21 protein-coding genes are annotated in these 22,120 nt (G+C 33.6%); 6 read left to right on the top strand and 15 right to left on the bottom strand.

Annotated features, from left to right (window positions below):
* Nucleotides 1-74: 74 nt before the first annotated feature.
* From D7V20_RS09025 to bfr, 3 genes are all read left to right on the top strand, one after another.
* Entirely contained in the window at nucleotides 75-458 is a 384-nt protein-coding gene (locus D7V20_RS09025) for a RidA family protein (RefSeq protein ID WP_120383964.1), read from the top strand.
* Nucleotides 459-653: 195 nt separating this feature from the next.
* The gene (locus D7V20_RS09020; protein WP_089605897.1) at nucleotides 654-848 is read left to right on the top strand and encodes a bacterioferritin-associated ferredoxin; all 195 of its coding nucleotides are present in this window, start codon (nucleotides 654-656) and stop codon (nucleotides 846-848) included.
* Between the two features lie 252 nt (nucleotides 849-1,100).
* The gene (gene bfr / locus D7V20_RS09015; protein WP_120383963.1) at nucleotides 1,101-1,565 is read left to right on the top strand and encodes a heteropolymeric bacterioferritin subunit Bfr; all 465 of its coding nucleotides are present in this window, start codon (nucleotides 1,101-1,103) and stop codon (nucleotides 1,563-1,565) included.
* 215 nt (nucleotides 1,566-1,780) lie between these two features.
* On the opposite strand, the gene D7V20_RS09010 is transcribed toward bfr, so the two are convergent.
* Nucleotides 1,781-3,427, bottom strand: coding sequence for a PglL family O-oligosaccharyltransferase (locus tag D7V20_RS09010; protein ID WP_120383962.1), 1,647 nt, complete (start codon nucleotides 3,425-3,427; stop codon nucleotides 1,781-1,783).
* A gap of 231 nt (nucleotides 3,428-3,658) precedes the next feature.
* Here D7V20_RS09010 and tviB point away from each other — a divergent pair, with 231 nt between their 5' ends.
* From tviB to D7V20_RS08995, 3 genes are read left to right on the top strand one after another with little or no spacing between them, the layout of a single operon-like run.
* The gene (gene tviB / locus D7V20_RS09005) at nucleotides 3,659-4,945 is read left to right on the top strand and encodes a Vi polysaccharide biosynthesis UDP-N-acetylglucosamine C-6 dehydrogenase TviB (RefSeq protein WP_120383961.1); all 1,287 of its coding nucleotides are present in this window, start codon (nucleotides 3,659-3,661) and stop codon (nucleotides 4,943-4,945) included.
* A gap of 8 nt (nucleotides 4,946-4,953) precedes the next feature.
* Complete coding sequence (locus tag D7V20_RS09000; RefSeq protein ID WP_120383960.1) at nucleotides 4,954-6,099, top strand: glycosyltransferase family 4 protein; 1,146 nt, start codon at nucleotides 4,954-4,956, stop codon at nucleotides 6,097-6,099.
* Between the two features lie 5 nt (nucleotides 6,100-6,104).
* On the top strand, nucleotides 6,105-7,187 hold the full coding sequence (locus tag D7V20_RS08995; protein ID WP_120383959.1) for a glycosyltransferase: 1,083 nt from the start codon (nucleotides 6,105-6,107) through the stop codon (nucleotides 7,185-7,187).
* Here the strand turns inward: D7V20_RS08995 and D7V20_RS08990 are convergent.
* The 14 genes from D7V20_RS08990 to D7V20_RS08925 form a co-directional block, all read right to left on the bottom strand.
* Complete coding sequence (locus D7V20_RS08990) at nucleotides 7,161-7,910, bottom strand: glycosyltransferase (protein WP_120383958.1); 750 nt, start codon at nucleotides 7,908-7,910, stop codon at nucleotides 7,161-7,163. The two genes, D7V20_RS08995 and D7V20_RS08990, sit on opposite strands and share 27 nt — an antisense overlap.
* Nucleotides 7,907-9,331 (bottom strand): mannose-1-phosphate guanylyltransferase/mannose-6-phosphate isomerase, encoded by a 1,425-nt coding sequence (locus D7V20_RS08985; RefSeq protein WP_120383957.1) that lies wholly within the window; start codon nucleotides 9,329-9,331, stop codon nucleotides 7,907-7,909. The genes D7V20_RS08990 and D7V20_RS08985 overlap by 4 nt, the downstream gene beginning before the upstream one ends.
* Before the next feature lie 14 nt (nucleotides 9,332-9,345).
* A complete protein-coding gene (fcl, locus tag D7V20_RS08980) occupies nucleotides 9,346-10,314 on the bottom strand; it encodes a GDP-L-fucose synthase (protein WP_120383956.1) in 969 nt (322 codons plus the stop codon).
* Nucleotides 10,315-10,317: 3 nt separating this feature from the next.
* Nucleotides 10,318-11,436, bottom strand: a complete 1,119-nt coding sequence (gmd, locus tag D7V20_RS08975; protein WP_120383955.1) for a GDP-mannose 4,6-dehydratase — start codon at nucleotides 11,434-11,436, stop codon at nucleotides 10,318-10,320.
* The gene (locus D7V20_RS08970) at nucleotides 11,433-12,671 is read right to left on the bottom strand and encodes a glycosyltransferase family 4 protein (RefSeq protein ID WP_120383954.1); all 1,239 of its coding nucleotides are present in this window, start codon (nucleotides 12,669-12,671) and stop codon (nucleotides 11,433-11,435) included. The genes gmd and D7V20_RS08970 overlap by 4 nt, the downstream gene beginning before the upstream one ends.
* Nucleotides 12,668-13,492, bottom strand: a complete 825-nt coding sequence (locus tag D7V20_RS08965) for a class I SAM-dependent methyltransferase (protein WP_120383953.1) — start codon at nucleotides 13,490-13,492, stop codon at nucleotides 12,668-12,670. The genes D7V20_RS08970 and D7V20_RS08965 overlap by 4 nt, the downstream gene beginning before the upstream one ends.
* A gap of 42 nt (nucleotides 13,493-13,534) precedes the next feature.
* Nucleotides 13,535-14,467: a glycosyltransferase family protein gene (locus tag D7V20_RS08960; RefSeq protein WP_213072506.1), complete on the bottom strand. Its 933-nt coding sequence runs from the start codon at nucleotides 14,465-14,467 to the stop codon at nucleotides 13,535-13,537.
* Between the two features lie 6 nt (nucleotides 14,468-14,473).
* Entirely contained in the window at nucleotides 14,474-15,136 is a 663-nt protein-coding gene (locus D7V20_RS08955) for a hypothetical protein (RefSeq protein ID WP_120383952.1), read from the bottom strand.
* Nucleotides 15,126-16,859, bottom strand: a complete 1,734-nt coding sequence (locus D7V20_RS08950; RefSeq protein WP_120383980.1) for an ABC transporter ATP-binding protein — start codon at nucleotides 16,857-16,859, stop codon at nucleotides 15,126-15,128. Before D7V20_RS08950 ends, D7V20_RS08955 begins: the two co-directional genes overlap by 11 nt.
* Nucleotides 16,860-16,867: 8 nt before the next feature.
* The gene (locus D7V20_RS08945; protein WP_235831615.1) at nucleotides 16,868-17,734 is read right to left on the bottom strand and encodes a glycosyltransferase family 2 protein; all 867 of its coding nucleotides are present in this window, start codon (nucleotides 17,732-17,734) and stop codon (nucleotides 16,868-16,870) included.
* A complete protein-coding gene (locus D7V20_RS08940; protein WP_213072505.1) occupies nucleotides 17,727-19,652 on the bottom strand; it encodes a hypothetical protein in 1,926 nt (641 codons plus the stop codon). Before D7V20_RS08940 ends, D7V20_RS08945 begins: the two co-directional genes overlap by 8 nt.
* A 120-nt stretch (nucleotides 19,653-19,772) precedes the next feature.
* Nucleotides 19,773-20,180 (bottom strand): pilin, encoded by a 408-nt coding sequence (locus tag D7V20_RS20305; protein WP_120383951.1) that lies wholly within the window; start codon nucleotides 20,178-20,180, stop codon nucleotides 19,773-19,775.
* 202 nt (nucleotides 20,181-20,382) lie between these two features.
* Nucleotides 20,383-20,955: a TPM domain-containing protein gene (locus tag D7V20_RS08930; protein ID WP_120383950.1), complete on the bottom strand. Its 573-nt coding sequence runs from the start codon at nucleotides 20,953-20,955 to the stop codon at nucleotides 20,383-20,385.
* The gene (locus D7V20_RS08925; protein WP_120383949.1) at nucleotides 20,949-22,067 is read right to left on the bottom strand and encodes a TPM domain-containing protein; all 1,119 of its coding nucleotides are present in this window, start codon (nucleotides 22,065-22,067) and stop codon (nucleotides 20,949-20,951) included. Before D7V20_RS08925 ends, D7V20_RS08930 begins: the two co-directional genes overlap by 7 nt.
* Nucleotides 22,068-22,120 lie beyond the last annotated feature (53 nt).

The raw sequence follows: 22,120 nt of genomic DNA, 5'->3' as shown, positions 1-22,120 counted from the left end.
AGTTTAATCGATGTCGCTTTCAAGTATCCCCTTCATCCATTATGATGAAATGAGTTGAAATCAAGGAGAAATCAATGTCCCGCCAAGTGATCCACACTGAGAATGCCCCTGCTGCTATTGGTACTTATTCACAAGCTATTTTAGTAGACAACACTTTATATCTTTCAGGGCAAATTGGCTTAGATCCTTACAGCATGGAACTTGTAGAAGGCATTGAAGCACAAATCCGTCGTGTTTTTGACAATATCAAAGCCGTTTGTGAAGCTGCTGGTGGTTCTTTGGCAGATATCGCTAAACTCAACATTTTCCTTACCGACCTTTCACATTTCCAACTTGTTAACCAAATTATGGGTGAATACTTCGCACAGCCTTATCCAGCTCGCGCAGCTTTAGGTGTTGCAGCTTTACCTAAAAATGCATTGGTTGAAATGGATGGTATTGTCATCATTAGCCAATAAGGCTTTTGAACAACATAAAGTAAGTTTATGATTTTCAATATGTTTAAAAATTAATCAAAAATACTACCGATCAGGTGGTATTTTTTTATTCAAAAACCCAATAAAGATAAATTATTTTTTAAATGAATTTTATTGACAAATGGTAATAATTATCAATAATACTAGTTATCGCATTTAACTTTGTGGTTTACTCTCATGTACGTTTGTTTGTGTCGTGGTATTACAGATCAAGATATTAAAGATGCTGTGGCTAATGGTGCAGAAAGCTATCGTGAAATTCGCGACCTTTTAGATTTAGGTACTTGCTGTGGGCGCTGTGCACCAGAGGCAAAAAGTATTATCAATGAAGAATTGGCAGAAATTGCCGCACGCATTTCGATTGCTGCTTAACATTTATAAATCCCTCAAATAATCATAATAAGTTTTACATGATCTTCGGGTCATATTCCTCCCCCGCTTCGACTCAAAGCGGGTTTATTTTTGGTTAAATTAAACATTATTAAAAATATACCGATTGTTTTTGATTGCGATTTTCATTTGCTGTTCCATAAATCACTCGAAACTATTGATAAAGTTGATTAAGATAACAACATGGATTGCCTTAAGTTTTTTTAAGGCACACAACTGAATGGAGCTTTGACCATGAAAGGCAATCGAGACGTTATAAACCAACTTAATCAAGTGCTTTATCATCATTTGACAGCAATCAATCAATATTTCCTACATTCACGTATGTTTAATGACTGGGGAATTGAACAACTCGGTTCAGCTGAATATAAAGAATCGATCCGCCAAATGAAGCATGCCGATAAAATTATTGAGCGTATTCTATTTTTAGAAGGTTTGCCAAACTTACAACATCTTGGAAAACTTTATATTGGTCAGCATACCGTTGAAGTTTTAAACTGCGATGTACGTAAAGTGAAAGAGAATATTGAAGCACTTAAAGCAGCTGTTGATTTGGCTGAAAAAAATCTAGATTACGTCACTCGTGATTTAGTTCAAGAGATTCTTGAAAAAGAAGAAGAATACTGGGATTGGACAACCACTCAACTTGACCTAAGCGAAAGTGTTGGGATTGAAAATTACATTCAAAGCCAATTGTAATCTTAAAATCTCCCCTAACCCTGAGCCATATATGGCGCAAGGAAAAGAGGGGGAACTATTGAGAATTTAAAATAATTTTAGATTCCTTGCGTAGCTGTGCTGCTTATCCCTCCTTTGTCAAAGGTGAGGAGTACACTCCGCAAGGGAGAGGATTTAAAAAGGCCTAACTAATCAGCATTATCCATAAATTGGGGATTTTTATGACCAATTTGCAATTATTTTACTGCTGAAACAGCTAATAAATCTTGATAAGAACTTTCTTGACCATGTAATGTTTTAAGAATCCACAACTGATGTTCAGCTTCAGCCTTTTTACCATTAAATGCTAAAACTTGCGCATATTTATAAATATCGTATTTAGAGGCTAGATTTGCCACCATTCGTCCGATATGTTCAAGCTGTTGATCAGATACTTTGCTATATGGATTAAAACCAATCCACCACACACGTTCTTTAAACTGTGTAAGTAAGAAAATATCCTGCTTCATCACTTGCTGTTGTGCTTCAGTCAACGCTGTTTTCTTATTGATAAAAACACTTTGTTGACGATATAAGACATAGTCACGGTAAATTACCCCGATTAGAACAAAACCGATTACCACAATACTGACGGTCATCGCTGGCTTAAGTTTAATTGTAGGCAAATGAGGGTACTGTGCCTGAATAAAACCAAGGACTAAGCCCAGTGGTAGCAAGAAATAAGCATAATGAATTGGGTATTCCAATAAGGCATGAATCAGAATGGCACACACCATCAAACTTGCAGCAATGGATACAGGATCTTTAACACCACGATTCAACCAAAACAGCCAACACACCACATAAACAATGATCATCGCACCAATTGGAATGCCATTCCAAATCAGTAAATCTAGAACTACGTTATGTGCTGTTTTATACCACTCATGTGAAGGATATAAATCAAAAGCAGCGATTTGCGCCATCCCAGTTTGATTCCAGCCATAACCGAACCAAGGCTGTTGTGTAATCGCAATCAGAGCCTGATTCCACATATCTAAACGCAGATACCCCGATGATGCTCTTTGTACAACTGTCGCTGTTTGAGTGATATCTTGCGCGGTGAATGATGCAAGCCACTGGTTAAACATAGGTAAGCAGGCAATTAATGCAATAAATACACCTACCCAAGCCAATAACTTCGCAAAGCTAAAGCGTTTGCTTTGACCAAATTGTTTAATCGTTAAATAAACAAGGGTAAATATACACACCACCCATGCTGTACGTGATTGGGTCAATGCAATCGTCAGTAGAAAGATAAATGATGTTGGAATTAAAATCATACTTGGCAATATTCTCTTTTCGTAGAAATATAAACAAGCAAATAATCCCATGCAGATAAAGGTGGCTAGGTTGTTTGGTTGTGCAAAGTTTGCATATACCCGATTTTCACGCAAGCGATTCATGAATAAACTAAAATAATCACTCAGCCCCAACCACTGACAAATTGCAATAACACTCGAAAGAATTGCCCCAAAAAATACAACAAGACAAAATATTTTAAAGACCTGCTCCCTTTGTCCTTTTTCACCCACTGCTAAGTTATAACCTACAACCACCATTAACCAAAACATGCTGATATAAGCAGCACACAACAAAGCATTACTAAAATAGAGAATTTCACCAAATCCCCATTGAACCAAGGGAATAGCTAAAATAGGTAAAGCCAACAATTGTGGCTTGGGTATCTTAATGTCTTTATTGATAAATGTTGAAAGCAACACTAGAGCCGCAAGAAAAGTCAGCACTTCACTACCAAAAGTTGTCCATGGCATTTTATGGATTGGGAGAAGCCATGCGAGTAGAAGTAAAATAGCTGAAAGAATATAGGGAGTGGCTTTCATAGATAAAAAAACAAAGAAAAACTGAGCGTATTATACGCTCAGTTTCGGGAGGTTTTGTGTTATTTCAAGAAAAGTCGAATATGAATTATCTAAATTCCATTGCATAAAAAATCATAATTTTCGCCAAGTTAGATTTGTAATTAAATAGATCACTTTAGACTTGAATTGTTATACACTTTATTTAAATATTTTGTATAATCCACAAACTATAGCGTTAGGATTTGATGCTCAATGTATTCACTACAGAATTTAAAAAATATTAAAATAGCAGTTCTTGGTTTAGGATATGTAGGATTGCCTTTGGCATTAGCATTCAGTAAAAAGTTTGACGTTGTAGGTTTTGATATTGATTCTAAACGTATTAGTGAATTACAGCAACATAAGGATCATACACTTGAATTAGAGTTAGAGGAATTAGAGCAACTAAAAAAAATAACAATATCATCAGACACAGAGGAACTATCAAAATGTAATTTTTATATAGTTACAGTACCAACACCCATTGATAATTTTAAACAACCTGACCTAAAGCCTTTAATACAAGCATCAAAGACAATTGCTCAATATCTAAAAAAAGAAGATATCGTTGTTTACGAATCTACTGTTTATCCAAGCGCAACAGAAGATATCTGCATTCCTGTTTTAGAACAATTCTCTCAACTAACTTTCAACGAAGATTTTTTTGTAGGTTATAGCCCAGAGCGAATTAACCCTGGTGACAAAATAAGAAAATTAACTAACATCAAGAAAGTTACATCTGGGTCCACTCCTTCAGCAGCAGAATTTATTGATCAAGTTTATTTACAAATTATTGAAGCTGGAACCTATAAAGCTCCATCTATTAAAATAGCCGAAGCAGCTAAAGTCATTGAGAATACTCAGCGAGATGTCAATATCGCCTTAATGAATGAGCTTTCATTAATTTTTAATAAACTTGGTATTGATACAGAAGAAGTCTTAAAAGCAGCAGGAACAAAATGGAATTTTTTACCGTTCCGACCTGGCCTAGTTGGTGGCCACTGTATCAGTGTTGATCCTTATTATTTAACGCATAAAGCACAATCTATCGGCTTACACCCAGAAATTATTCTCGCAGCTAGACGGTTGAATGATCGTATGGGAGAGTATGTAGCGACACAGCTTATTAAAGCTATGGTAAAAAAACAAATTCAAGTCGTCGGCGCTAATATTTTAGTCATGGGCTTATCTTTTAAGGAAAACTGTCCAGATATCCGTAATACTAAAATTATTGATCTAATCAAAAGTCTTAAAGATTACGACTTAAACTTGGATATTTACGACCCGTGGGTTGATTCAGATGAAGTTAAAAGAGAATATGGTCTACAACCAATTCAGCAGATTAAAGAGAACTATTATGATGCAATCGTGCTTGCTATTGGACATCAAAGATTTATAGAGCTTGGTTATGAGTCGATTAAAAGCCTAGGTCGAGAACAATGTATACTTTATGATTTAAAATATATTTTTGAATTAAATCAATCCGATTTGAGATTGTAGACATAAATATGCTCACAAAAAAACGAAAGAAAGTTCTTATCGTAACTCGTAATCTTCCACCTTTAATCGGTGGTATGGAACGATTGAACTGGCATATTGCTGATGAATTAAGCCAAGTTAATCGTGTCGAAATATTAAGTCATACTGATGCTCGTAATCTTGCACCTAAAGATTGCCTCTTTCATAGTGTTCCTTTAAATCCTCTACCTATATTCTTATTATTTGCCTTTATCAAAACTTTTTGGATTTGCTTAACTTTGCGCCCAGATATACTTTTTGCAGGCAGTGGTTTAACGGCTCCTATTACTGTTTTTTGGGCCAAAGTTTTTAGGAAAAAAAGTGTTGTATATATTCATGGGCTTGATATAGGCACAAACCATAAACTCTATAACCTATTGTGGATTCCATTCATTAAAAAAGCTAATGTATTAATCGCTAATAGCTCAGCAACATATAATATTTGTATAAAAAAGGGAATTAAGTCTACTAAATTAAAAATTATCCCTCCTGGTGTAAGCTTTCCACCTCAACCTAGAAATATGCAATTAATTCAACAATTAAAAGAGCAATACCAATTAAATGGAAAAAAAGTTCTTATTTCAGTAGGACGGCTTACTCAAAGAAAAGGTTTAAATGAATTTATTGATTATAGTTTTCCAAAGATAGTCAAAAATATTCCCAATGTAGTACTAATCGTTATTGGTGACACTCCAAATCAATCCCTAAAGAAAACACTACAATCTAAAGAACTTATTTTATCCACAGCACAGAAACATAACGTTCATGACAGAATTATCTTCATTGGGAACATAAATGATGATCAAATTCTTTCAAGTTTTTATTACTTAACTGACATCCATATCTTTCCAGTCAAATATATTCCTGATGATCCTGAAGGTTTTGGTATGGTTGCAATTGAAGCTGCTGCTCATGGAACCCCTACTATAGCATTTGCAACAGGAGGAATCATTGATGCTGTAGAACATCAGCAAACAGGCTTTCTTGTGGAAAAAGAAAATTATAATGAATTCTCAGAAAAAGTCGTTAAACTTCTACTAGACGAAAGTTTAATTTCACAACCAGAATGTAAAAACTATACAGAACGGTTCTCATGGCCTAATTTATCAAAAAAAATCAATAAAATATTAGAGTAAATTTTATGGATATACTTTTCATTGGTAAACGTTTCTATACAAATAGAGATGCTTATTCTGAGAAATTTGGACGTATTTATCAATTACCGTACCATTGGTCTAAAAAAACAAAAACAAAACTATGGTTAATTGATTACCATACTAAAGAAAAAATTGAAGATACAGATGACCAATTGAAAATTTCTTCAACCGCAATTTTCAGCTTTTCTTTTATATTCAAGCTAATATCTATTATTATATTTGAACGACCTAAAACAATTGTAGCAAGTGGAGATTGCTATATTGGATTATTAGGTTTAATTCTATCAAAAATATGTTTCTCTAAATTCGTTTTTGATGTTTATGATAAATATGATGCATTTAAAGGCTATAGAAATTTTGGTTTTAAAAATTTATTACTATTTTTAATAAAAAACTCAAAAATTAACTTTTTTGCAAGTAAATTATTAGCTAAAGAAATTCATTGTAATATTCCTTACAAAATTATTCCAAATGGAATAAACTATCACAACTTCATAATATCTACAAAAAATTCTACTAGAGAGAAATTAAAGCTAGATCAAGAGATTTTAATTATAGGCTACATTGGTAGTATTGAATATGAAAGAGGAATAACCGATTTAATTCATGCTGTTAAAACAATAAAACAAGAAGACCAGTTTAAAAATTTAACATTACTAATTGCTGGAAAGAACTCGCACAATATCAATTTAGATTATGACTTTATAAAATATTTAGGAAATTTGAATTTCAATGAAGTTCCTTCGGTCTTATCTGCTTGTGATATTTTAGCAATCCCTTATAGACGATCAGAACAAATAAACTACGGTACTTCATGTAAAATTGTTGAATATATTGCCACTCAAAAACCTATTGTAGCAACTGAAAGTGCAAATATCTTAGAGGATTTCCCAGTATATCAAAACCAACTGCCGAATGACTATTTAGCAAAATGCAACAATATAAATAGTCTCATTGAAACAATTAAAAAACAAATAACACAACCTATTATATTAGAGTGTATTATAGAAATGAGCTGGGATACTATTTCTGATAAAGCATTAAATTCTCTTATGGAAGAAAGATAACAAAAACCTTTTTAATATTTTTGATAAAAAAATTAAATACTGGAGTGATTTACATTTTTCTGTCAACAATTGAATTCTAAAAATTTCAGTACAAGTACCAATAATATCTTCAGTACTTACTCCTTGGGTACCAAACTCACCAACAATAGCATCAATAGTCTGCACTATCACTTTATTATTACAACATTTTTTAATAAATAGCTGATCAGCGGCTATAGGAAACTTATTTGAATAAAAACCATATTGGTTATGTAAATTTGTTCTAATCAGAACACCTAAAGCATGACAAGAAATATATGCAGTTTGTGCATACAACCAAGGCCATTTTTCTTTAGAAATAACTTTATGATTATTTTTCATGATTGAAGCTGTTATTAATTCTGAGTTACTTGTTATAGCCTTTTTGTAATCATGAACAGCATTATTAAAAAAAATATCATCAGCTCCAGCAACTAAATAATACTCTCCCGAACAAGCTTTTATCCCCTTATTTAAAGCATCATAAATACCAAAATCAGGTTCGGAGATAATTTTTATATTTAAATCATTTATTGTCTTTAAAATTTCCAATGTTCGATCCGTTGAAGCACCATCAACTACTACCCACTCAAAATCTTTATCTTGTTGACTTCTTAAACTTTCTATTAAATTTCGAATGCAAGATTCAGCATTATAGACAGCAGTAATTACACTAATTTTGTATTTGTTATCTTCTATCATCATTGTAACCTTCCGTACAAATCCTCAAACCGCTGAATATCATCTTCACTTAAATAAGAACCTGTTTGAATTTCTATTAACTCTAATGGGATACATCCTGGGTTTTCCAAAGAATGAATTTCCCCAATTGAAATATAGGTTGATTCATTTTCACTTAGTAAAAAGCTACTATCCCCTTTTCTCACTTTTGCAGTTCCTTTCACCACAATCCAATGTTCCGCTCGATGATGATGCAGTTGCAGAGATAATTTTTCACCTGTATTGACAGTAATACGTTTGACTTGGTAACGAGAACCAACATCTATGCATTCATATTTACCCCAAGGCCTAAAAGCTTCCTGATGTACTGAAACTTCTGTCCGGTCATTTTTTTTCAAAATTTGCACAATTTCTTTTACATGTTGCATATAACTCTTATTTGCAATTAATAGAGCATCTTTTGTCTCTACAACAACTAAGTTTTCAACACCGAGTAAACTAACTAGTTTATTAGTTGCATAAACCAAATTATTTTGACTATAAAGTTGTATCACATCTCCTTTTATTACATTAAAATCTTTGTCTTTTTCTTGAATATCCCAAAGCGCTGACCAAGAGCCAATATCACTCCAACCCGCATCTAATTTCACCATCAGCAAATCTTTCACTTTTTCGATTAATGCATAATCAATCGAAATATCTGGACATTGTTTAAATTCTTTTACGCCTATACGAATAAAATCTAAATCAACTTTGGCCTGCTCATATGCTTTAATACATGTATGCTTTATGCCTTCAGCATACTGATCGATCAAATTTAAAAACCCATCCAAATCAAACATGAACATACCACTATTCCATGCATAATCGCCTGTTTGTAAATATTCTTCAGCTTTTTTTAAGTTTGGTTTTTCTACAAAGCAATCAACTCTGTAAATTGCTTGAAAATCAGTCGATTCACTATATTTAATATAACCATAGCCTGTTTCAGGATATTCTGGCTCTATTCCAAATATAACAATTGAAGAATCTTTGAGATAATTATAAGCTTGCTCAATGTTCTGTTTGAACGCAATAATATCCTGAATTTCATGATCAGCCGAGAGTACAAATAAATTCACCCTCTTTTGTTGATATTTCTTTTGTGCATGTAGTGCTGCAAGTGTGATTGCTGGAGCTGTATTTCGACCTACAGGTTCTAAAATAATATCTGCCTGTTCAATAGCAATTTCACGTAGCTGCTCTGCCACAATAAAACGATGCTCTTCACCACAAATAATAATTGGATCGACAAAAGGTAAATCTAAATTTTTAAGTCTTAAGATTGTATTTTGCAATAGCGAATGTTCATTCAGTAATCTTAGAAATTGTTTTGGGTAGCTACTTCGAGATAATGGCCACAAACGAGTACCAGTACCTCCCGCTAAAATCACAGGAATAATCATCCATTTTCCCCAAATTAGACTTGTCTTAATTGATTTTCATTTTCTAGAAACCAATCATACGTGATTTTTATTCCTTGTTTTAGCCCAATTTTTGATTTCCAACCTAAATTATTTATTTTCTGACTATTTAGGAGTTTACGAGGTGTTCCATCAGGTTGAGTTCCATCAAAAATAAGCTGTCCAGTATAACCAACAATCTCTTTGATTACGCTTGCTAATTGTGAAATAGAGACTTCCTCGTTGGTCCCAATATTAATATGAGACATCATTGGACTGACACATTGTTCATAACTTTCTAAATTCAAATTCTGTAGATATACACAGGCAGCTGCCATATCATCTACATATAAGAATTCACGTAATGGGTGCCCTGTTCCCCAAATGACGACTGAATTATAATGATTCTGCTTTGCTTCATGTATACGACGTATCAATGCTGGAACGACATGACTATTCACTGGATGAAAATTATCATTCACCCCGTATAAGTTTGTTGGCATTACACTTCTATAATCACGACCATATTGGCGGTTATAACTTTCACACATTTTTATGCCCGCTATCTTTGCAATAGCATAGGGCTCATTTGATGGTTCTAAATAGCCAGTCAGCAATTCAGTTTCGGCAATAGGTTGCTGAGCAAACTTAGGATAAATGCACGAAGATCCGAGAAATAGTAATTTTTGCACATCATTCACATGAGCAGCATGAATTACATTATTCTGAATCATTAAATTTTTATAAATAAAGTCAGCAGGGAATTGTGAATTTGCTCCAATCCCTCCTACTTTTGCAGCGGCTAAGTAAATTTGATCAATTTGGTTCTGCTTAAAAAAATGATTAACAGCAAGCTGATCACTCAAATCTAGCTCTTGCTTAGATGCAGTTAAAATTTCACAATCTGAATTTTGTGCAAGCTGTTTAACAATTGCTGAACCTACCATTCCATGATGTCCTGCAACAAAAATACGCTGTGAACTCATATTTTACTTTTCCAAATGAACATCAAGGGTATAACCATGTTCTTTTAATAATGCATTTTTTTGAGCAAGCTTTAAATCATGTTGAACCATTTCAGCACATAATTCTTTTACACTTATTTGGGCTTTCCATCCCAACTCACGTTCTGCTTTTGATGCATCACCCAATAAAGTTTCAACTTCAGTAGGTCTAAAATATCTTGGGTCAACACGCACAACAATTTGCCCTACCTTTAATGCTGGACAGCTTTCAGAACTAAGTGACTCAATAACTCCAATTTCATTGACTCCAAAACCTTCAAAACGCAAATGAATACCTAGCTCCTCAGCAGACCACTCTACAAACTGGCGAACACTATATTGCTCACCGGTTGCAATCACATAATCTTGAGGATGTTCTTGTTGCAACATCATCCATTGCATTTGTACATAGTCTTTTGCATGCCCCCAATCTCGTAATGCATCCATATTGCCTAAATATAAACACTCTTCTAGTCCCACTGCCATATTAGCAAATGATCGAGTAATTTTTCGTGTTACAAAGGTTTCTCCACGTCTTGGAGACTCGTGGTTGAACAAAATTCCATTACAAGCAAACATACCATAAGCTTCACGATAATTGATTGTAATCCAATAGGCATAGAGTTTAGCCACAGCATAAGGAGAACGAGGATAAAAAGGAGTAGTTTCTTTCTGAGGAGTCTCTTGCACTAAGCCATAGAGTTCCGACGTCGATGCTTGATAAAACTTAGTTTTCTTCTCTAAACCTAAAAAACGAATAGCTTCCAATAATCGTAAAGTTCCTAAAGCATCGACGTCTGCGGTATATTCAGGGGACTCAAAACTAACTGCCACATGCGATTGCGCAGCCAAATTATAAATTTCATTTGGTTGTACTTCATTGATAATACGAGTTAAATTTGATGAATCTGTGAGATCACCATAATGAAGTACTAAACGCTGATGATTTACGTGTGGATCTTGATAAATATGATCAATCCGTTGGGTATTAAAGTTTGAAGCACGACGCTTAATCCCATGAACTTCATAACCTTTTTCCAACAAAAATTCTGCTAAATATGAACCATCCTGCCCTGTAATTCCTGTGACGAGTGCTTTTTTCATTGCGGCTCCATAACTTTTTCATATAAAGCTCGATATTTTTCTGCAACAACAGAATAAGAAAAATTATTAACAGCAAATTGTCGTGAATTATTAGATAAAATTTCATACCGTTGATCATTTTCTAAAATCCACGCTATTCCTTTAGCAAAATCATTTATATCGAATGCTTCAGCTAAATAGCCTGTTTTACAATGCTTTACAATATCTGACAGTCCACAAGTATCAAAAGCAACTATAGGAGTCCCACTAGCTAGTGACTCAACACCTGTATTAGGCAAATTGTCTTGTCTCGAAGGAATCAACATAATATCTGCCGCACTATATAGTAAATTTAAACTCACATCATCATATAAATGCCCCATATAATGAATTGGAAAGCCTAAATTAATTGGTTCCTTTGGTTCAAGCTGTCCAAAAACAACCAATTCAATTTCATCAACTTGTTCTTTTAATACTTGCAAAGCCAATAATAATAAGTCAAAGCCCTTTCTTAAATCACTCCATCCTCCCATAGCACCAAATAGCAACAATTTTTTATTTTCTGGTAATGTCAATATTGAACGAGCGTAACCTTTGTTTATAAACTTCCACTGATCTGTATCAATCGCATTAGGAATAACAGTAACTGACCAGCCTTTCATTAAATAACTTGATTTCACACAATCAGCTAACCAATGGCTAGGAGTAACAATATGAATTGGTCTTTTCCAAAACTTACACTTCCTATTCCAAGTCCAACGATTTAAATCAAAACCTTCCTCATTATTAGGTCGATTACATTTTACATACCCATCTTTATAGCGATTATCTTCGGTATAGTGCTCAGCACCACAGAATGCCCACATATCATGTAATGTCCAAACTATTGGTTTGGTTATCTTTCCAATTTCCTTAATTGAAAGCATTTCACCTTGTATCCAATGTAAATGTACAATATCAGCATTACTATTATTAATTTCCCTATCTCTCCCTGATGAAAAAATTGCAGGTGAATGAAGAATAAGGTTCTTTGTTCTTAATAATTGATTTATCATTTTTGATATCAGTCTGTGTATTTTTTTAATTAAATCATAAATTAAACTTTTAGATGTTTCCACAGTCCAATCCTCTGAGACAGCATTATCAACTTGCATTGTTGAATTTATATCAACCATACGTAATGCGTGATGAATACGATAAGCTGCGCGAGCAGCACCGCCATGAAGATCAGATTTATTAAAATGTACAATTTTCATCTACTAATTCTTTTAAAAAAATTTAGGCTTTTCTTTAATATTTCTAGAAAGGGAAATACTAATTTAGATATCAATTCAAATAAACGAATCGTATACCAATTGGGCTGAACAGTTTTAATCTTTTGGTAAATTGTTGCATGACTTCCATCTAATAACCCTATTTTTTTCAATCCTATAAGTTTTGCAAAAAAAGGGAAAGAATATCTTAAATGAAAAGTTCGAGGTAAATGGCATTTGATCATAGGAAAAAAAGCATTGGCTATTACTAAATAGCCACCTTCTTTTACACTACCAACCATCTCCGAAAAAACTTTTAGCGGATCAGGGACATGTTCTAAAACATCTGTAGAAACTAAACAATCATATTTTTTAATTAAATTTTGTATAAATTTAATATTATCAAATTCAGCTATTCTTTTTAAACCAAATTCACTCGGATACGGCTCATAGACATCTACATTTATTTTGGCATCTTTTATTGCAACTAAACGAGCCAAGGTACAAAACCCTCCTCCATAATCTACAATATCAACAAATTCTTGCATAATCATCCAATTACCAATACTATGCCTATGTTCCATAGATATTGGATCTTGTTCAATGAAAAGTCCATTCAATAACCATACAGGATGTGAATAAAAAGCGGTTATATATTCCCAATTTAACTCTTTATTATCACACCTCATGTCATCCCATATTAAATCCATTAAATACCACATTTGCTCTAAATCATTAAGTCCATCTTTTTGTCTAGATAATAATTTACCAATCTCTTCAGCTTCATATGGATTCAAACCACTATTTTGGAAATCAATATTCATTATAAACTCACTAATGGAAATATAAACTCTATATTTACTATTTTATTTTCTACCTAATTTTCTACCTATAGATATTCTAATTTTTTTGATTAGATTTCTCAGGACATCCCTTGAAATAGTATTATTATAATAGTTTCGAATTAATGCAGTTGCTTCTTTCGAACTAAAAATTTCATTCGACCTTATATTTATTCTCTTCAAATTAAGCTCACCTTCTAAATAAGTATTTTCTTTTGTGCAATTAGTGCCTGTACCATCATGCCCAAAATTTTTTACAAATGTTTGCGTAGGATTTAGGCATAATCCGTTATGTTCAAATATTGTTGCATACCAGAAAATAGCCCACGTATCTATTTTCCCTTCCATGTTAGCAAGTATTTGGCTCCAGAATATACCCGAATTATCCAAATCAAATTGTTTAATTTGCACCTCAGACCACTCTTTAATAAGGCGCTCAGGGTTCTTTTCGAAGTTTTCCCATCTGCTTTTCCATGTTGCCCATCCCCAACAATTCATAGTATTCCAAAAAAAGAACTCACCTAATTCGGCTGAATCTATTGGATAATTCCAACCACTTATATGCCAAACTTTGGCTTTATCTTTATAAAAAGATAATGCATCATTCATAAAATATAAAAAATAAGGGCTAGTCAGTAAATCATCCTCAACGACTATGATCTTATTATATTTGTTTATAATATTTGTTACACCATCAATAATTGATTGAGCTAGTCCCCAATTATATTCTCTCTCAATAATTGTAATTTTCTTAAATCCTGTAATAGTTTTAAGATATTCTCTAACTGTTTCTACATCTTTAATATTTTCATCATTTTTTGCCCAATCACTAAAAATAAATAACTCACTTTGATTTGCTAATGTATTATTTTTTAAAGCATCAATAGTTCGCTTAGTATGCTCTGGACGATTATATACAAACAGCGCTATTGGAGCTAATTCATCAATATTAACCATAACGCCTCAATCCATAACATAACGAAATTTCTCAAGCATATCATGAATTCCAATGACCTGATCTTGTGTTAAAGCCTGTTTAATAAAAACAGCCTGTCTACCACTAAATTCTGTCAAACAAGCAAAGCTTTCAACAATATGATATTGAGGTCTATTTATATAATCGTCAAATATAATTACTGTACCTATTGGTGCTTTTAATAGACACGTTAAAAAACAAGCGACTCGAAACCTACCATCAATTAAAACTAAATCAGGTTTTAAATTTTTCCCCCATAGTTGATCTGTATAATCTTTAAAATTCTCTCTTTTTTTATAATCTATTGGTCTTCCCCAATCACCAACAACACCTACATCTATGTAATTTATATCTAGTTTTTTAGAAAAATTTGCTCTTTTTTCAACCAAATCAACCCATTCACTTGAAGAATCGATAGAAATTACAAAACAGTTTGTATTTTTTAAAACATAATTTGTACTTAAACCACATCCATACTCACCATACACTTTACAGTCCTGAATATATTTTTTAAATAATAAAGCATTTTGCTCCCCATCAAAAAGTGATGATTGACTCTTAGCCGCAAATTTCATTATGAAATTAAAAATAATTGGTGGCGTAAATGCTCTAAATAATCGGAATATAAAAACTGGCTTATCATTTACCATATAAATCTCCAAAACCAATACTTAGAATATTAGAACAATTTGCAACAGCACTTTCCCTATGCGCAATGATTACTATTGTCATTTTTCCATTTAGACTTTGAATTGCTTCATTTACCGCTTTTTCTGTTTCCGTATCTAAGGCACTTGTCGCCTCATCCATGAAAATAATTTGTGGTTGCTTATATAATGCACGCGCAATCCCCAAACGTTGTCTCTGTCCACCAGACAATAAGATACCACGCTCGCCAATTACGGTATTGTAACCATCTTTTAAATTTTGAGTAATAAATTCATCGATTTGTGCTAGCTTCGCTGCATTTTGTACAAGATGAAAATCAATTTGTTCTTTTGGAGTACCAAAAGCAATATTTTCAGCCACACTCATATCAGCTAAATATATAAATTGAGGAACATAGCTCACTAAACTTTGCCAACTTTGAACATTCCGTTCATTTATCTCTCTACCATCAATCTTTAATATTCCAGATGTCGGTTGCAATAGCCCTAGCATAATGTCCATTAATGTACTTTTTCCAGAGCCACTTTTCCCTGTAACCCCCAAACTGGCATTTTTTTCTATTTTAATATTAATATGATTTAAAATTTGTTTCTCTGGGTGGTTAGGGTATGCAAAACTTACATCAATCAATTCTATTTGGTGATCAAAATTGATTATATCACCTTTAACTTTTTGACCATTTTTAATTTCATTTAGCTCAAACTCTTGAACGACGCCATTCAGTATATGCTCAGAAAACTTATATGTTGTTATTGCACGATAAATATTTTGTGCAGCAGGTAACATTCTATAGGCTGCTACACCATATAGCCCAATTACTGGTAGGATGACTCCTACACTATGATCTTGTAAAACTAAAAAAATAGCTAAAAGAATTAAACAACCATAACCTATAGTTTCAATTATATGAAGCGGAATTTGTCCTAAAGATTCCTGTGACGCATAATGTCTTGCATATATTCTTGAATTACGGTCAAACCTATCATAATAATAATCATGCGCATGATTAATCATCACATCTTTGATACCACCAAAGACTTCCTGACAACTTTGATATCGCTCTTGGTTAGCTTTTGAGAACTCTTGACTTATTTTCTTCATAAACTTTTTTACAACTAAAAACATCACTGTATAAAAAGTAATGATGACGCCTGCAGTTGTAAATGCCATAAGTGGATCATAAAAAATAAGTAAAACAATCATCGCAAGGACTATCAATCCATAAGATAAAATTGTCAGTAATGGCTTAAGTATGCCCCAAACAACTTGATCTACATCATTCAACAAAATTTTTGTCAAATCTGCGCTATTACGTTGGATAAAAAAACTATAATTTTGTTTTAAATAAATATCGAGTAACCGACTTGCAAAATAGTGCCGCTGTAAGCTTGAAAAACGATTCAGACTATATTGTGTAATAATTTTCAAACATGCTGAGAAAACGACTATTACAAGTGAAACACTTCCCAAGTAAACAATGAATTGATTGGTATTCTCAGCACTCAATAAAATATATATTTTTTTTAATAAAAAATTTTGTTGAGCACTTTCAGGATTTGCCAACACTGACAAAAAAGGCATAATTGAAACTACACCTAAAGACTCAATAATCGTCATAAATATTACAAGTACAGTAACTATACCCAATTTACGCTTATCAAGTGGTGTTAGCATTTTCCAAATATTTGACAATGTATTATTCAAAACAAAACTCACTCATCTTTTTTATACATCAATGCTGTAATTTGCTCTGAAATCAACCCCATTAAAAATATCATGATGCTTCCAGTGTAAAGTAAAGCACTCATATTGGTAAAGCGACTATATTCATACAATGTATAACCATACCAAGCTGTTGCCAATATAAATAACGCTACCGCAAATGGCAAAAACATCTTTAAAGGAGAATACAATGTTGCGATTTTAAAAATAATGAGAAAAAAACGTACGCTATCTTTAATTGGATGAATATGACTTTTACCTATACGTTTTGCTGCATGAATTGGAATATAAGCAACCGAATATCCTGCTCGAAAAAAAGCCATCGTACTTGTTGTTGGGTACGAAAAACCATTAGGTAATAAGTAAATAAATTCTTTAAACTTTTCAGCTCGCACCGCTCTAAAACCAGAAGTCAAATCTTCAACTTTATGGTCTGACATGTAAGTTGCCAAATTATTATATAAACTATTTGCAACACCACGACCCACGCTTGCTTGTGAACCTTTCTGTCTTGCCCCGACAACAAGATCATAGCCCTCTTCAATTTTTGCTATGAGCCTTGAAATATCATCAGGGTCATGCTGTCCATCGGCATCCATAAAAATAATTACATCACCTAAAGCATTTCTCGCCCCAGTTTTAATTGCAGCACCATTACCCTTTGAGTAAGGATGTGAAATAACTATAGCTCCTGCTTGTTCAGCAATCTTCTGCGTATCATCTGTTGAACCATCATTAACAACAATAATTTCATAAATAAAATCTAACTGCCTAATTTTATGAATGGTTTCTTTAATTGCGCCTGCTTCATTTTTTGCTGGAAGGACTACACTATATTTCATTTCCGTACTATTCATCAGGCTCGTCCTTATGCATAGAATCAAAGTGACTATCTACTTGCAAGTCACGCTTCATTGTATTTTTGATCTTTTGTAAACCGACATCATTTTCTAATTGTACTTTATACATAAGTTCAATTTCTGCAATCAATTTCAAGGCCAGAAGTCTATACCCTTTATTACCCAAGTCAGCTGCCAATGCTAACGCTGAGCTAGCATTTTTATATTCTATTGCAGCTTGTTTATATTCTGCATATCCAGAGTCAACTTGGTTTAATGCAATCAATAATTGAGCTCTCAAGTATATAGACAATGGATAAAAATCAGGATAATTTCGATAGTTCTGATTCCTTTCCACTAAGTCTTTTAATAAATTAGATGTTTCTAATGCGTATAATTGCGTTAACTTTTGATCATTAGTAATTTGACCCACTAATCCTCTAAGCCCCCAAACTGAGGCTCCATCTGCTTTTTGATTCAATAATTGCTTTTTGATTGCGGTTAAATCCGAAATATTTCCTTGATTTATAGATATTTTCTGTTGAAACAACTGAATCATTAAACCTGCATCAGGATGACGTTGTATAGCATTTTCTAAGATATAATTAGCTTCATCAATTCTCCCATGCATGAGCAAGATTTCAGCAAAACGGCTTTGTGCTCTTACAGATTGTGGGTTATTTTGCGCCCAATAGATTTGAAGCTTAGTCGTATCAGACCACAATGTTGCACGTTGCCATGTCATCCAAGCCAATAGGGTTATGATAAAACAACTGATAATGATCGCTACCTTAGGATTTACTTTTTCAGATAAAATAAATAACCCTAATGCCAAGGGTAAAAACAAAAAAATTGCTGCAATATAATTACGATGTTCAAAATACAACTCTAAACCAATAAAAGTTGATTCAATCAAATGTGCTGCAAAGAAAAATAAAATTGCCAGTGCATATAAAGGATATTTTTTTCTCAACCATAAAGCTGATAAAAATAAAAAACTCAAAAAGACAAAAGAAGTTAATGTTGTAATGGGTTCCAACCACCCTCTTGAAACAATATAACCATCTTGGAATAGACCATAACCTTCTATTTGTGGAACAAATAACCGATACAAATAATCACAAAGAATACGCCCCTCACTCCATAATCGCTCTATTTGATTAAAATTACGAAATGGCCAAGGATTCTCTGCAAAATTAATTTCACGCATCAGCAGCAAAGCTATAGCCAATGATGGTAACCACAAGCAAATAGCTCTCCAATACCATATTGGTTTATTTATTTTCGTTGGGTTACAAAATTCGATCACCAAGATTAGCAATGGAAGTAAAGCACCATTTTCTTTACTATAAGTTGCTAAAATCGTCGCACAACCAATAGAAATTGTCATAACCACGTACGCTATTCGCGGACGAATTGAAATAGACTCTCTTGCTTTAAAATATCCCAGCATTCCCAATAAACTAAACAATAAAGGAAGCTGCGCCATACGTTGGATGACATACAATGTTGTTGAAACAAAAAGAGGATGTGATAACCAAAAACTACTAGATAAAAGTGCAATCCATACTGCTTTTTTTTCTACATAACCGTAACTTCGCAATATGAGATATGTTACATAAAAAAGTAATACACCACAGACTAAATGAATGAATAGATTCACCAATTTAAAGGAATAAGCACTATGGGGCCAACTTTCAGCTTGAAATATAAAAGTGCCTAAAGCGATTGGACGCCCTGTCGGTCCTGAAAACCCACTAATAATAAATTGTTTAGCATCATTCCATTGGCCTGATTGTGCAAAATGCGTTAATCCACTAAGATTTGGTTTATCATCAAATAAAAAACCACCATTTAAACCTGACCAATAAACCAATGCTGTTAGTAAAACTACACCAAACAGCCCCCCAATAGATAAAATTCGTGAATTTGACATATTTATTTAAATCATTTCTAGTTTGTATATAAAAGCACAATTGAGTGTTCAACAAAATATAAAACTCAAGAAAAAGAGGCTCTTTTGAGCCTCTTTTTAAACATTTAAACTTGATATAAATTATGGCAAGTTAGCTTTTGGTAACCATTTTTTAATACCACCATCATTAGTTACAACGATCGAACCATTTTTATTTGTTTTCGCTACAACCCTCTTACCTTGAACTTGGTCAGCAATACCTGTTGCATATACAATAGTAATTACACATTCACCGTTATTAGGTGCAACATCTGTTACTTTTACAGATGCTGCATATTTACCGTGTGCACTACTACTACCACAAGTACCATTTTGAAGGTCATCTGCGATACTTGTTTTTAAACCGTCTGCCAAAGAAAAACCTTCAGCAGCTTGACCACGAGCAATATAGTCTTGATAAGCAGGGATTGCAAATGCAGCCAAAATACCGATAATCGCAACAACGATCATTAATTCAATAAGTGTAAAACCTTTTTGAACTGATTTCATAACATTTCTCCAATGTTTTAAAAATTTTTATAGCTTTAACAAGCAAATTTATTTGACTGCTTCGTGTGGAAAAAACAAGCAATCATGAGATAACAATTTCATTCTAATTGGAATGTAATGCTTTACAAGATTTTTTTTAATTCTTATTTTTTTACGTAATTTCTCGTTAAAAAGTGACATTTCTTGTCACTTTTTCCGTGACCTAATTCAAAATTATTGGAGTATTTGTCAATTCATTCATTATATCAGCTTTGTTTTGCTCTTGCTGATGATTATAAAATAAATTCAGTACTTTACCGATTTCTATCACCCCATTTTCGAGTGCAGATCGGTATTGTTTACTTTTAAGATCAATAATAATTTGATCACAAATCTGCTGCCATATTTGCTGTGTCGTTGCTTGATTAATCCCACGATCTATCACAATTTCAACAGCTTGCTCACATAAATTTAGATATAACAACACCCCACTATTATATTCGGTATCCCACACACCCAATTCTGCAAAAAGTTGCTGCGCTCTTAAACGTGTATTTTGCCGATAAGCTTGATGGCTCGGAATATGTCCTTCAATCACCACCTGTATTTCGCCAACATGACCTTGCTCGGCTTGTTTAACAGCTTGTGCGATAGCTTGTTGGTCTTGTTTTGAAAAATAACGCTTAGATGCGGGCATATAAAAAAAGTGCTTTAACCAGCGTTTAAAACTCGGTTGCATCTGTTCCTGTAATTTAGGTTCAGTCAAAATTTCTGTTGTTTCAGTTTTCGTTACCATGAGCCTGATGCACCTCCACCGCCAAAACCTCCACCGCCCCCACTATAGCCCCCACCGCCGCCAAAACCACCACCACTGCTTCCACCTCCACGTCCACCACCAGATAAAAACATTTGGAAAATCAGTTGTGCGAATGAGGTTATTAGCAAGAAAAATATTCCAAAACCTAAAACCAAACTCATTCCAATACCAGAACCATAGATGAGTCCTGCTGCAAAAGCTGTCACACCAGCCACAGAAGCGCTTAAACGATTTCCAATAACAAATGATGCAAATATCCCGATAATCAGAATAATCATCGCTGTGGTTAATGTCCTGTCTTTGGCTTCTTGCTCATGAGTCGCTTGAGCTTGTCGCTCTTTCAATTCATCGGCTGCCTGCTTAGCAATCTCAGGATCTAGATTGAGAATACGTTCAATTTCATTTACCCCTGCCTGTAAACCTGATGCATATTGCCCTTGTTTAAAATAAGGTGTGATTTGATTACGAATAATCCGACTCACCACAATATCGGGCAATACACCTTCTAAACCATAGCCTGTTGCAATATGAATTTTATGATCATTTACTGCAACTGCAATCAACAGTCCATTATCTTGTTTCGCTGAGCCTAATTTCCATTGTTCAGCAACACGCATGGCAAAATCAAAAATATCTTCTTGTCCTGTCGTTGGTACAATAATAATGCCGACTTGTGCTTTGCCTTGACGGTAAATATCTCGAATTTGCTGATCTAAATTTTGTTTTTCCGCTGCTGAAAGGATATTGGCTTGATCTACAACAGGTTGATTTAGAGTTGGAATATTTCGAGTTGTTTGGCCCTCTGCCATATCATTACTGACTTGAGGTAGATCCTGAGCACTTGTTGATGGATGGGTATTATTTGCAGCTTGTTGTGACGATGGATTAACTGCGTTCGGTCCAAGCACATTGGGTAAGTGTGTATTTGGAGCAACTTTACCCAAAACAACAGCATCTTGTACGTCTTGATCATCTGTTGCCGTTGCTGTTTCAGCCCAGGCAATCGATTGAACAGAAAAAATCAGTCCACAGAGTACAAGTAAGTATGTACTCAGTTTGTTAAATTCTGATTTTTTTTGCCATTCAATCATACTTTATCCTTATTTTAATAATTCACAATCATGAACGTTCTACCTATGCACAG

Source organism: Acinetobacter rongchengensis, from assembly GCF_003611475.1.
GTDB lineage: Bacteria > Pseudomonadota > Gammaproteobacteria > Pseudomonadales > Moraxellaceae > Acinetobacter > Acinetobacter rongchengensis.
This window is presented reverse-complemented; position numbering and strand designations above follow the sequence as displayed.